The sequence below is a fragment of the Flavonifractor sp. DFI.6.63 genome, from assembly GCF_024462255.1.
Taxonomy (GTDB): Bacteria; Bacillota; Clostridia; order Oscillospirales; family Oscillospiraceae; genus Lawsonibacter_A; species Lawsonibacter_A hominis.
This window is the reverse complement of record NZ_JANGBE010000013.1, coordinates 61353-73742: the sequence shown is the minus strand read 5'-3', so window position 1 is coordinate 73742 and position 12390 is coordinate 61353. Positions and strand designations below refer to the sequence as shown.

11 protein-coding genes are annotated in these 12390 nt (G+C 63.2%); 10 read left to right on the top strand and 1 reads right to left on the bottom strand.

Going from position 1 to position 12390, the window contains the following annotated elements:
- Positions 1-66: 66 nt before the first annotated feature.
- The 10 genes from NE547_RS08910 (at position 67) to NE547_RS08865 (ending at position 9711) form a co-directional block, all read left to right on the top strand.
- Positions 67-855 (top strand): MBL fold metallo-hydrolase, encoded by a 789-nt coding sequence (locus NE547_RS08910; protein WP_256175487.1) that lies wholly within the window; start codon positions 67-69, stop codon positions 853-855.
- Positions 856-907: 52 nt separating this feature from the next.
- Positions 908-1390 (top strand): 23S rRNA (pseudouridine(1915)-N(3))-methyltransferase RlmH, encoded by a 483-nt coding sequence (rlmH, locus tag NE547_RS08905; protein WP_186908000.1) that lies wholly within the window; start codon positions 908-910, stop codon positions 1388-1390.
- 65 nt (positions 1391-1455) lie between these two features.
- On the top strand, positions 1456-3183 hold the full coding sequence (locus NE547_RS08900) for a phospho-sugar mutase (protein WP_256175485.1): 1728 nt from the start codon (positions 1456-1458) through the stop codon (positions 3181-3183).
- Positions 3184-3521: 338 nt separating this feature from the next.
- Complete coding sequence (locus tag NE547_RS08895) at positions 3522-4421, top strand: precorrin-6B methylase (protein ID WP_256175483.1); 900 nt, start codon at positions 3522-3524, stop codon at positions 4419-4421.
- Positions 4422-4844: 423 nt separating this feature from the next.
- Positions 4845-5426, top strand: a complete 582-nt coding sequence (locus tag NE547_RS08890; protein WP_256175481.1) for a 2-oxoacid:acceptor oxidoreductase family protein — start codon at positions 4845-4847, stop codon at positions 5424-5426.
- Complete coding sequence (locus NE547_RS08885; RefSeq protein WP_186908004.1) at positions 5423-5728, top strand: 4Fe-4S binding protein; 306 nt, start codon at positions 5423-5425, stop codon at positions 5726-5728. The genes NE547_RS08890 and NE547_RS08885 overlap by 4 nt, the downstream gene beginning before the upstream one ends.
- 1 nt (position 5729) lies before the next feature.
- Entirely contained in the window at positions 5730-6929 is a 1200-nt protein-coding gene (gene porA / locus NE547_RS08880; protein ID WP_256175479.1) for a pyruvate ferredoxin oxidoreductase, read from the top strand.
- A 1-nt stretch (position 6930) separates the two neighbouring features.
- Positions 6931-7860 (top strand): thiamine pyrophosphate-dependent enzyme, encoded by a 930-nt coding sequence (locus NE547_RS08875; protein WP_256175477.1) that lies wholly within the window; start codon positions 6931-6933, stop codon positions 7858-7860.
- A gap of 85 nt (positions 7861-7945) precedes the next feature.
- On the top strand, positions 7946-8401 hold the full coding sequence (locus NE547_RS08870; RefSeq protein ID WP_256175475.1) for a low molecular weight phosphotyrosine protein phosphatase: 456 nt from the start codon (positions 7946-7948) through the stop codon (positions 8399-8401).
- A gap of 89 nt (positions 8402-8490) precedes the next feature.
- Positions 8491-9711, top strand: a complete 1221-nt coding sequence (locus NE547_RS08865; RefSeq protein WP_256175473.1) for an MFS transporter — start codon at positions 8491-8493, stop codon at positions 9709-9711.
- 82 nt (positions 9712-9793) lie between these two features.
- On the opposite strand, the gene NE547_RS08860 is transcribed toward NE547_RS08865, so the two are convergent.
- Complete coding sequence (locus NE547_RS08860) at positions 9794-12235, bottom strand: cation-translocating P-type ATPase (RefSeq protein WP_256175471.1); 2442 nt, start codon at positions 12233-12235, stop codon at positions 9794-9796.
- Positions 12236-12390 lie beyond the last annotated feature (155 nt).

Sequence of the window (12390 nt, the reverse complement as noted above, 5' to 3'; positions counted from 1 at the left end):
CAGAGCAAACGGGCGGCGGCAGAATGCCGCCGCCCGTTGCAGTATACATAGAAGGAGCGAGACGACTTGCTGGAGCTTTGCACCCTGGCCAGCGGCTCCAGCGGAAATTGCCTGCTGGCGTCCGACGGGACCACCCATCTTCTCATCGATGCGGGCATCTCCGCCCGGCGCATCTGCAAAAGCCTGCGCGCGCTGGGCGTGGAGCCCGCCGGCCTGTCCGGTATTCTTATCACCCACGAGCATTCCGACCACATCGGCGGCCTGGCCACCCTGACCAAGCAATTGCGCCTGCCGGTGTACGCCAGCCGGGGCACCGCGCTGCAACTGTGCTATCGCATCGCCTTTTTGGAGGACGTGATCCATCCCTTTCAGGCCGCCGGCGCCTTCTCCATCGGTTCGTTGGGGATCACCAGCTTCCCCACCCCCCACGACTCCGCCGACAGTGTGGGCTACACCCTCACCGACGGGCGCCGGAAGGCTGCGGTGTCCACCGACTTGGGCCATCTGACGCCCGCCGTCTCCGCCGGGATCGCGGGGGCCCACCTGCTGGTGTGCGAGGCCAATCACGACGTGGAGTGGCTGCGCTGCGGCCCCTATCCCTATTTTCTCAAGCAGCGCATTCTGGGGGACCGGGGCCATCTGTCCAACGAGGCGGGGGCGGCCCTGGCCTGCGCGGCGGTGGAGGGCGGGGCCCAAACCGTGGTGCTGGCCCATCTGTCCGCAGAAAACAATACCCCCGTGCGCGCCTATGATACGGTCCATGCCGCGCTGTCCGGCCGGGGCGTGGCGGTGGGCCGGGACGTGACGCTGGAGGTAGCCCCCCGCTCCGAACCCGGCCGCCGCTATTGCGTCTGATTCTCCGCGCCCCTTCCGCCCGGGACGCGCCGTCTTTGCGAAAGGAGCATCTATGCTGGAAGTCCATCTGATCTGCGTGGGAAAACTGAAGGAAAAATTTTATACCGACGCGGTCTCGGAATATACCAAGCGTCTTTCAGCCTATTGCAGGCTCACCATGACCGAGCTGCCCGAAGAACGGCTGCCGCAGAATCCTTCTCAGGCGCAGATCGACGCCGCCCTGGCCCGGGAGGCCGCGGCCATCCGCTCCAGGCTGCCTGCCAGCTCCAGCGTGGTGGCTCTGTGCGTGGAGGGCCGCCAGCGCTCCAGCGAGGAGCTGGCCGCCCTGCTGGAGACCTGGGCGCAGAACTCCTCCAAACGCCTGGTTTTCCTCATCGGCGGCTCCCACGGTCTGGACAGCGCGCTGAAAGACAGCGCCTGGGTCCGGCTCTCCATGTCTCCCATGACCTTTCCCCATCATCTGGCGCGGGTGATGCTGCTGGAGCAGCTCTACCGCGGCTTCAAGATCAACGAGGGTTCAAGCTATCATAAATAGGGGGTGTTCCCCCAGGAACCTTTTGCGCCCGTCCGGCGGGCAGGAAGAAGAAGGAGGTAAGGATAATGACCTACAGGCAAGCCTATCAGCAGTGGCTGGAAAGCCCGGCCCTCAGCGCGGCGGAGCGGGAAGAGCTGCGCTCCATCGCAGGCGATGAAAAGGAGATCGAAGGCCGCTTTTTCGGCCCCCTGGAATTCGGCACCGCCGGTCTTCGGGGCACCATGTGTACGGGACTGCACAATATGAACGTCCATGTGATCCGTCACGCCACCCAGGCCTTCGCCCAGGTGATTTTGGAAGAAGGCGCGGCCTCCGCGGCCCGGGGCGTGTGCATCTGTTACGACTGCCGCAACCACTCGCAGGAATTTGCCCGGGAGGCGGCTTCCGTCATGGCGGGCAACGGCATCCCGGTGCGGATTTTCGCATCCCTGCGCCCCACGCCGGAGCTTTCCTTCGCCGTGCGGGAATATCACGCCATCGCCGGCATCAACGTCACCGCCAGCCATAATCCCAAGGAGTATAACGGCTATAAGGTCTATTGGGAGGACGGCGCCCAGCTGCCGCCCCGCCACGCCGACGCGGTGGCGCAAAAGATGTCTGAGCTGGACCTGTTTTCCTCCATCCGCCGCATGGACTATGACCAGGCAGTCTCCCAGTCCCTGGTCCAGATTATGGGGGCGGAGACCGACGAGGCCTTTCTCGCCCACGTCATGGCCCAAGCCACTGCTCCGGAGGCCGTGGCCCGGGTGGCCGACGAATTCAAGATGGTCTACACCCCCTTCCACGGCACCGGCTACCAGCTGATCCCCGAAGCGCTGCGCCGCCTGGGGATGAAGCATGTGCTCTGTGTGCCGGAGCAGATGGTCATCGACGGCAGCTTTCCCACCGTGGCCTCCCCCAACCCGGAAAATCCGGAGGGCTTCGCCCTGGCGGTGGAGCTGGCCAAACGGGAGGGCGCCGACTTTATCCTGGGCTCCGATCCGGACGCCGATCGGGTGGGCATCATGGTACGCACCTCGGACGGCAGCTTCAAGGTCATCTCAGGCAATCAGACCGGCGTTCTGCTGCTGGACTACCTGATCGGGGCCATGAAGCGCGCGGGCCGGCTGCCCGCCCAGCCTGTGGCGCTCAAAACCATCGTCACTACCGAGATGGCCCGCAAGGTAGCCCAGGTCAACGGCCTTGCCTGCTATGATACGTTCACCGGCTTCAAGTTCCTGGCTGAGAAAAAGGACCAGCTGGAGGGCAGCGGCGCAGGCAACGTGATCTTCTCCTACGAAGAGTCCTACGGCTATATGCTGGGCGACTATGTGCGGGACAAGGACGCGGTCACCGCCTCCCTGCTGCTCACGGAGATGGCCGCCTGGTATCACGGGCAGGGCATGACCCTGTACGACGCTCTCCAGGCGCTCTTCGCCAAGTACGGCTGGTACGCGGAGCGCACCCTGAACCTGGTCATGCCTGGGCTGGACGGCCTGAAGCAGATGGCCGCTCTGATGTCCGGCCTGCGCCAGTATCCGCCTGACGCCATCGCCGGGGTCCGGGTAACGCAGCAGAAAGACTACCTGGACGGCACGGTGGTGGACACTGCGACCGGCGCCGCGGGCAAAATGGAGCTCTCCGGCTCCAACGTGCTGCGTTACGAGCTCTGCGACGGCACCAGTCTGATCGTCCGCCCCTCGGGTACCGAGCCCAAGGTAAAGGTCTATATCCTGGCTCAGGGGACCGACCGCGCCGACTGCGCCGCCAAAGTGGCTCAATATGCCGCCTGGGCGGAGTCCCTGAAACGCTGAATCCCTCCCGACGGGCCGCCGCACAGCCATGCGGCGGCCCGTTTTGGCGCGCGCTTTTTGGATTTTCCGCTGGATTTTCCACACTGCTGTGTTATAATGGGGCTGTCAAAAAAGCGGCAAAGCCGCTTTTCGAGAAGGCATACGCGAAATTTTCACCTTGCTTTCCTGCGAATTGTCGGCAGAAATTTCGTGAAAAGCGTCCGTTCCAAGGCACATATCCTTGGAACGGACGGGATTTCCTTTTATTCCGCCGCCTGCGGGCGGCGGAACTCCCTGCGGGAGGGCTTTGGGGACAGTCCGAATGTCTGCAATCACACTGTCAGAGGGGGACGCATCTTATGGAACAGCAGCTTTTCAACAATTCCCATATCCTGGCCTGGCTCCAGTATTTCTCCGACCACACGCAGGTGGACTTGGAGAAGGTCAAGCTTTTGGATATCACCCGCAAAAACAAAAACCTGATCCCCACGGTGGAATCCCATCCGGCGGTGCTGGTCTTTACCGAGGCGGGCCATGCGGATATCTTCTACCGCATGTGGGATGCGGGCCTGGGCGACTGCACCGTCTGGTACAACGAGGGCTCGGATCCCTCCGGTCCCATCAAGCATGACCTGCTGCGGGATATGATCGACCGCGGCATCAACGCCTCGGCGGGCATGCTGGTGCTCAATCCCAACGCCCGCTCTACGTATAAAGTCGGCATGCGCAACTCCAGCTTTTCCCGCGGCTCCATTCATTACGTGGGCAGCGAGATCCGCACCGTCCTTCTCAATAAGATGCACCTGTCCGTGGGGGATACGGTGTGTGTGGTCAGCGGGGAAAGCATCGCGGTGGAGAGCGCCATCTTGGCAGGCGAAGGCACCGTCATCGCCGTGGAATACAATCAGCAGGATCGTCAGACCATGGAGGAAAACGCCCATAAATTCGGTCTGAACAACATCGCCATCATCGACCATGTGGACGACGCCTCTCTGTCCGGCCTGCCCGTGCCCACCCTGACCTTCCTGGTGGCCTCCGCCAGTCTGGAGCAGGAGCTCCAATGCCTGCTCCGGCGAAACCCCCATATGGAGTTTGTGATCTATACCCTGGACTTCCGCTGCGCCGCCTCTCTGCCCGCCCTGTTTGAGCAGTACGGCATCGGTGAGACCGAGGTGATCCAGATCGCCGTGTCCAAGCTGGGCGGCAAAAACACCTTCACGCAGGAGCCCGCTCCCTGGGTCATCTCCGGCCGGGCGTAAAACGTCCGGCGGAACCGCTCCTCGGATTTTGTCAAATTGACCCTTGACAATCCCGCCCCCATGGGCTATATTATTTCATAATTTATTCCACTAAAGATGATGATGGAGACAGTAGGGTCTGACCGAAGTTTTGCAGAGAGCCGGTGTCTGGTGAAAATCCGGTATCAGTAGGTCTCGCCCGAAGATCACTCCGGAGTTGCAGCCCGAACCGTTTGCCGAAGTAGGCGCTGCCGGACTTCCCCGTTACCGGAAGCGCATATGACGGTATGCAGTAACGGGTGGTACAGCGAAAGTGCAGGCTTTCGTCCCTTTACGGGACGAAAGCCTTTTTATTTTTCCGGAAACGGCCCGCGGGCTTTTCCGGCGGGGGCGGCTGCCCTCCGCGCTGCGAACGCAACCACTTCAATACGGGAGGAATCAACCATGAGCGCATCCATGACCGAGATCCGCTGGCACGGCCGCGGCGGCCAGGGGGCCAAAACGGCCTGCCTGCTGCTGGCCGACGCGGCCTTTGCCTCCGGCAAGTATGTCCAGGGGTTTCCCGAGTACGGTCCGGAGCGTATGGGCGCACCCATCACCGCCTATAACCGGATCAGCGACATCCCCTGCACCATCCACTCCAACATCTACGCGCCCGACTACGTCGTGGTGGTGGACGAATCCCTGCTCTCCTCCGTGGATGTAACGGCGGGGCTGAAGGAGGGCGGCGCGCTGGTGATCAACTCCGCCAAAGCGCCCGCGTCCCTGCGTCCTCTGCTGCGGGGCTGGACCGGCCGGGTGGGCGTCATCGACGCCCGCCGCATCTCCGAGGAGCATCTGGGCGGTTACTTTCCCAACACCCCCATGCTTTCCGCCATCGTGCAGGTCAGCCGTGTCCTGGAGCCGGGACGTTTCATCGCGGATATGGAGGCCTCCTTCCGCCATAAATTTGCCACCAAGCCCCAGGTGATCCAGGGCAATATGAACTGTCTGATCCAATCCATGAAGGAGGTGCGTCTGGCATGAGCATCCAGGCAAAGGCGATCAACGAGCAGACCCCCTGGCAGGACCTGACCCCCGGCGGGGAGATCTACGAGGGGGGCACCGCCCGGGCGGTGCGCACCGGCGAGTGGCGCTCCGACGTTCCGGTCTGGGACGCCTCCAGGTGCAAACAATGCCTTCTGTGCGCCCCCTACTGCCCCGACTCCTCCATTCCCGTACAGGCCGGGCGGCGTCTGGACTTTGATCTGGACCACTGCAAGGGCTGCGGCATCTGCTGGAAGGTCTGTCCCTTCCAGGCCATCCAAATGCAGCAGGAGGTGCGCTGATATGAGCATCCGGGAACGTCTCTCCGGCAACGAAGCCATTGCCTGCGCCATGCGGCAGATCGACCCCGACGTCTTTGCCGCCTTCCCCATCACCCCCTCCACGGAGATCCCCCAGTATTTTGCCCAGTATGTGGCCGACGGCCGGGTGAGCACCGAGTTCATCCCCGTGGAGTCGGAGCACTCCTCTCTCTCCGCCTGTATCGGGGCCCAGGCCGCCGGCGTCCGGGCGGTCACCGCCACCTCCTCCTGCGGCCTGGCCTTTATGTACGAGGTGCTGTACGTAGCGGCCTCCGCCCGTCTGCCCATCACCCTGGCCTGCGTCAACCGCACGCTCACCGGCCCCATCAACATCAATAACGACCACTCCGACTCCATGGGCGCACGGGACACGGGCTGGCTCCAGCTCTACGCGGAAAATAACCAGGAGGCCTATGACAATTACCTCCAGGCCATGCGCATCGCCGAGACCCCCGACGTACGCCTGCCCATCATGGTCTGCCAGGACGGCTTCATCACCTCCCACGCCGTGGAAAATATCCTGCTGGAGGAGGACGCCGCCGTTAAGGCCTTCGTGGGCGAGTACCGCCCGGAGCACTATCTGCTCAAACAGGAAAATCCCCTGGCCGTGGGGCCCTATGATACCTGCCCCTACTGTATGGAGCATAAGGTACAGCAGGCCGAAGCCATGAAAAACGCCAAGCGGGCCATTCTGGATGTGGCCGCCGACTTTGCCCGCACCTTCGGCCGCTCCTACGGCTTCTTTGAGGAATACCGCATGGAGGACGCTGAGGTAGCCCTGGTGCTCATCGGCTCCACCGCCGGCACCGCGAAGGCCTGCGTGGAGCGCCTGCGCGCCCGCGGGGTCCGCGTGGGGCTCATCAAGCTGCGGGTCTTCCGTCCCTTCCCTGCCGAAGAGCTGGCCGCCGCGCTGGCCCATGTAAAGGCTGTGGCGGTTCTGGACAAGAGCGAGGGAAACTCCGCCTGCGGCGGTCCGCTTTTTGCCGAGACCCGCTGCGCCTGCTACGATCTGCCCCACCCACCCAAAATGATCGACGTGGTCTACGGCCTGGCGGGCCGGGACTGCGCGGTGGAGGATGTGGAGCGGGTCTATCGCCGCCTGCTGCACATCGCCCAGACCGGCGAGACCGGCCCCCGCTACGTCCATATGGGCCAGCGCAGCAAACAAGAAGAGGTGTTGTAACATGGCATATAATCATAAGGCCGAACTCTCCAAGCCCGAGCGTTTTGTGGGCGGCCACCGGCTCTGCGCCGGGTGCGGCGCGGGCATCGTCTGCCGGGCCATGACCCGTGCGCTGGACGAAGGGGACAAGGCGGTCATCTGCAACGCCACCGGCTGCCTGGAGGTCTCCTCCTTCCTCTACCCCTATACCGCCTGGGAGGACTCTTACATCCACTCCGCCTTCGAGAACGCCTCCGCCACCTGCGGCGGCGTGGAGGCGGCTTATCGGGCGCTGAAAAAGAAGGGCAGGATCGACGATACCTTTAAATTCCTGGCCATCGGCGGGGACGGCGGTACCTATGACATCGGCTTCCAGTCTCTGTCGGGCGCCATGGAGCGCGGCCATGACATGACCTACTTCTGCTATGACAACGAAGCGTATATGAACACCGGCATCCAGCGCTCCTCCTCCACCCCTCGCTTTGCCAACGCCACCACCAGCCCCACCGGCGCGGAGAGCCTGGGCAAGCGCCAGAACAAAAAGGACCTGACCGGAATCCTGGCGGCCCACCGGATCCCCTACGTGGCGCAGACCACTTTCCTGGGCAACTTCAAGGATTTCCACGAGAAGGCCCATCGGGCCATCTATACCCCCGGCCCCGCCTTTGTCAACGTCCTGGCCCCCTGTCCCCGGGGCTGGCAGTATTCCCCCGAGCTGCTGCCCGAGATCTGCAAACTGGCGGTAGAGACCTGCGTCTGGCCCTTGTACGAGGTCGTGGAGGGCAAATGGATGCTCAGCTATGAGCCCAAAAAGAAACTTCCCGTCACCGAATTCATGAAGCTCCAGGGCCGCTTCAAGCACTGCTTCCGCCCCGGCAACGAGTGGACGCTGGAGGCTGCCCAGCAATCTGTGGACGAGCGATGGGAAACCCTTCTGGCCCGCTGCGTGTAACCTTTCCCAAACGGCGAGTCCGGCCCCGCGGAGGGGGCTTCCGGTCGTTTCGCTTCCCTTCACGTCGTAATCGGAGGATTTTATCATGCACCGTCTTCTTTTTGTCTGCCACGGCAACATTTGCAGAAGCCCCATGGCTGAGTTTGTGATGAAGGACTTGGTGCGCAAAGCGGGCCTGGACCATTCGTTCGCAATTTCCTCAGCCGCCACCAGCGCCGAAGAGACCGGCCGCCCCGTCTATCCCCCCGCCCGCCGCATGCTCCTCTCCCATGGGCTCGATCCCTCCGGCAAGCGTGCAGTCCAGCTCCAGCCGGGGGATTACGGCCGCTGGGACCGGTTCATCGGCATGGATGAGGCCAACCGCCGCAGCATGACGCGGCTCTTCGGAGGCGACCCGGAGCACAAGGTACATCTGCTGCTGGATTACACTCTCCGGCCCGGGTCGGTAGCCGATCCCTGGTATACCGGCGACTTTGAAACGGCCTGGCGGGATATATCCGCAGGGTGTGCCGGACTCTTTACGGCCCTGACCGGCCTTTGACGTACAATTTCTGGCTGGCTCTGGACAATCGCTCAACAATCTGGTAAGATGCAAGATATAAAATCTTTATCATAAGGAGCGTATCCAGCATGAAACAAGCAAGCACCTCCATCCGCTGGCTCTATCTTGTGGTGGGCGTCATCGCCCTGCTGTTCGCCGGTATTCTCTACGCCTGGTCCATCCTGAAAGCCCCCCTGGCCGCCGCATTCGGCTGGTCGGCGGCCAATCTGGCCCTGAATTTCACCTTAACCATGTGCTTTTTCTGTCTGGGCGGCATGGCAGGCGGACTGCTGGCCAAGCGGCTGGGTACCCGGCTCACCCTGATCCTGGCGGCCCTGCTCGCCTGCGCGGGCTTTCTGCTCACCGCCCGGCTCTCCGGGCAGAGCGTCGCCATGCTCTACGTGAGCTACGGCATCCTCAGCGGCGCGGGCATCGGCATCGCTTATAACGTCATCATCTCCACCACCAGCGCGTGGTTTCCCGACAAGAAAGGCACCTGCTCCGGCGCGCTGATGATGGGCTTCGGCGCTTCCGCCCTGGTGCTGGGCAATCTTGCGGGCGCGCTCATCGATCACCCGTCTGTGGGCTGGCGTGCCGCGTTCTCCTTCCTGGGCGGCGCTTTGGGCCTGGTGCTGCTGATCGCCGCTTTTCTCCTCCGCCTTCCCGCTCCGGATACCGCGCTGCCTCAGCCCCAGGTCAAAGCCGCCCGAAAGGACGAGGCGTTCGAGGCCCGCGATTATACGCCCGGTGAGATGATCCGCCGCTTTCCCTTTTGGCGTGCGTTCCTCTGCATCGTCTTCCTGGCTGCGGTCGGCAACACCGTCATCTCGTTTGCCAAGGACCTCTCCCTCTCCGTCGGGGCCAACGCCGCCCTGGCCACCACTCTGGTCGGCGTGCTTTCGGTGTGCAATGGCCTGGGGCGCATCCTCACCGGCGCGCTCTTCGACCTGCTGGGCCGCCGCAGAACCATGCTGCTGGCCAATGTGACCGCCATCCTGGCCGCCGCGGTCACGCTGCTCTCGGTGCTCGCCGCTTCGGTGCCTCTGTGCGTCATCGGCCTGTGCGTCACCGGTCTGTCCTACGGCGCCTGTCCCACCATCTCCTCCGCGTTCACGTCCGCCTTTTATGGTACGAAGCATTTTCCCGTCAATTTTTCGATTATGAACTTCAATCTGATGGGCGCTTCCTTTATGGCCACCGCCGCCAGCGTCCTGCTGGGCAGCACCGGCGGCTATGTGGCCCCCTTCCTCCTTCTTCTAGTGCTGGCCCTGGCGGCGCTGGTGCTGAACCTGAGCGTCCGCCGTCCCTGATGCAAATCAAAACGTGCCCGGCTCTCCTTTTTACCCGCAGAACAGCGCCCTCCGGCCTTGAGCCGGAGGGCGCTGTCGCGTCTTAATTTCGTTTTCGTTTTCCGCCCCGGTTTTTTACTGCGTTGACGAGGGCGTCTCCGTTCTGGAAGAAGCCCAGCATAAAGCGCAGCACCGAATAGGATAGGCCCAGAAAAACCAGCAGGATCAGCAGGGTCTGTATATTCAGCGGGGACAACCCAAAGCTGCTGCCAAACCCCAGTACCGCCACGGCGGAAGAGCCCGCCATGGCGCCCCATACCACCCGGCGCTTCCAGTCGAAGGGCTTGCACACCTGGTAGAGCACCAGAAGGCCGATAAACAGCAGCAGGATGGCCGCCATGGTAGACAGCTCTTCGGTGGTGAACGCGAATGCCCAGTAGAAAAGCTCCAGGCCCAGGATCACCAGCAGGTCGGTGAGCCCGCCGGGCAGCGCCGCCCGAAACACATTTCCCAAGAACCGTCCCTTCACCAGGCTGTGGTTGGGCTCCAGCGCCAGGAAGAAGGAGGGCACGCCGATGGTCAGGGCGCTCATAAGGGAGAGCTGAAGCGGGGTGACCGGATAGGGGAAGGAGGCAAACAGGGAGATGATGGACAGGCAGAACGAGAAAATATTCTTCACCAGGAACAGGGCGGCCGCCCGCTGGATATTGTTGATGACCCGCCGCCCCTCGGCCACGACCTTCGGCATGGCTGAGAAGTCGGAGTTGAGCAGCACCAGCTGGGCCGCGTGACAGGCGGCCTCCGCGCCGGAGGCCAGGGCGATGCCGCAGTCGGCATCCTTGAGGGCCAGCACGTCGTTGACGCCGTCGCCGGTCATGGCCACGGTGTGGCCTGCCTTCTGGAGGGCGCGTACCAGCTTGCGCTTCTGCCCCGGGGTCACCCGGCCGAAGACGGTGTACTTCACCGCCGCCCGCTCCAGGTCGCCGTCGCTTTTCAGGGCAGCCGCGTCCACGTAGTGCTCCGCTCCCGGGATTCCCGCCTGACGGGCCACCTCGGAGACCGTGATCGGGTTATCCCCCGAGATGACCTTCACATGGACGCCCTGTTCGGCAAAATACTGAAACGTCTTGGGCGCGGCGGCGCGCACCCGGTTGGACAGCAGCACCAGGGCCATAGGGCTCACCCGCTGGGGAGACAGGCCCCGCTGCTCGGGCACGCCATCGTATTCCGCCACCAGCAGCACCCGGTAGCCCTTGGCGGACCAGGGCTCCACCTGCTCCTTCACCTCAGCGTAGCGCGCGCCCAGCACGAACTCCGGCGCGCCCACCAGGTAGGCGCCGTGTCCCGGGAAGACCGCCCCGCTCCACTTGGTGGCGGAGGTAAAGGGAATTGTATGGGAGGCATGCCATACGGACACGCCGTGAAACTTGTTCCGCATGGCTTTGGCGGTGTCGTTGTCCGCATCCACCGCCCGATAGAAGGCATTGAGCACCTCAGTGACCGCCTCGCCGGACCAGCGCTCCTCGTTCAGCAGCACCGTCTCCCCCACCTCCATATGGGGTTCGGTGATGGTACCGGTCTTATCCACGCACAGAACGTCCACCCGGGCCAGCGTCTCGATGCAGCTCATATCCTGGGCGAGCACCTTACCCCGGGCCAGACGTACGACGCTCACCGCCAGGGCCACGCTGGTCAGCAGGTACAACCCCTCCGGGATCATGCCGATGAGGGCGGCCACCGTGGACACCACGGCCTGCTTCGCCCCCAGCTCCAGGAAATAATACTCCTTGATGAACAGGGCCACCCCCAGTGGGACCAGCACGATGCCGATGAAGCGGATGAGCTTGTCCAGAGAGGCCATCATCTCGCTTTTGCCGGCGGTAACATTCTTTTTGGCCTCCAGGGTGAGCCGTGCCGCATACGAGTCCGCCCCCACCTGGTCCAGCCGCGCCCGGCATTTCCCCGAGACGATGAAAGAGCCGGACAGCAGCCCCTCCCCGGGCTTTTTGGTAATGGCGTCGGCCTCGCCGGTGATCAGGGCCTCGTTCACCTGCACCTGTCCGGCCAGGACGGTGGCGTCGGCGGGGATCTGGTCCCCGGCGGAAAACTCCGCCACGTCGTCCCGCACCAGCTGGGCGGCGGGGATGGACAGCAGGTTCCCCTCCCGCACCACCTTGGCCCGGGGCGCGGAGAGCAGGTTGAGCTTGTCGATGGTCTGCTTGCTGCGCAGCTGCTGGATGATGCCGATGCCGGTATTGGCCGCGGCGATCAGCAGAAACAGCATATCGTCAAAGGAGCCCACCGCGATCAGCAGGGCCGCCAGAACGATGAAGATGAAGTTAAAGAAGGTGCACACATTCTCCCGGACGATCTGCCCCACGCTCTTGGTGGGGGATTCCACCGCGGTATTGGCCCAGCCCGCCCGGTGGCGCAGCTGCACCTGCTCCATGGTCAGGCCCTGGGTGGGGTCCGGTGTGACCCGTGGCACCTCCTGCCGGGGCCGTGGCTGTTCGGGCACAGTGGGCTTGCGCTCGTTTTTTTTCATGCTCACGCCTCTTGCTTCCTCAGATTTCCGTACGCCCCCATTCGCATGCGTTCGGAGCAATGCCGGTTGATTCAGCAGACATTATTATACTGTCCCGCCCCGCCCCGGACAAGGCTCTTTCGGGAAATTTAACGCTTTCGACATAATTTCTTTGT

What these genes read in the sequence shown, in the direction of transcription:
- rlmH (WP_186908000.1), top strand. Translation starts at nt 908, where the DNA reads ATGCTGGAAGTCCATCTGATCTGCGTGGGAAAACTGAAGGAAAAATTT.
- NE547_RS08900 (WP_256175485.1), top strand. Translation starts at nt 1,456, where the DNA reads ATGACCTACAGGCAAGCCTATCAGCAGTGGCTGGAAAGCCCGGCCCTC.
- NE547_RS08895 (WP_256175483.1), top strand. Translation starts at nt 3,522, where the DNA reads ATGGAACAGCAGCTTTTCAACAATTCCCATATCCTGGCCTGGCTCCAG.
- NE547_RS08890 (WP_256175481.1), top strand. Translation starts at nt 4,845, where the DNA reads ATGAGCGCATCCATGACCGAGATCCGCTGGCACGGCCGCGGCGGCCAG.
- NE547_RS08885 (WP_186908004.1), top strand. Translation starts at nt 5,423, where the DNA reads ATGAGCATCCAGGCAAAGGCGATCAACGAGCAGACCCCCTGGCAGGAC.
- porA (WP_256175479.1), top strand. Translation starts at nt 5,730, where the DNA reads ATGAGCATCCGGGAACGTCTCTCCGGCAACGAAGCCATTGCCTGCGCC.
- NE547_RS08875 (WP_256175477.1), top strand. Translation starts at nt 6,931, where the DNA reads ATGGCATATAATCATAAGGCCGAACTCTCCAAGCCCGAGCGTTTTGTG.
- NE547_RS08870 (WP_256175475.1), top strand. Translation starts at nt 7,946, where the DNA reads ATGCACCGTCTTCTTTTTGTCTGCCACGGCAACATTTGCAGAAGCCCC.
- NE547_RS08865 (WP_256175473.1), top strand. Translation starts at nt 8,491, where the DNA reads ATGAAACAAGCAAGCACCTCCATCCGCTGGCTCTATCTTGTGGTGGGC.
- NE547_RS08860 (WP_256175471.1), bottom strand. Translation starts at nt 12,235, where the DNA reads ATGAAAAAAAACGAGCGCAAGCCCACTGTGCCCGAACAGCCACGGCCC.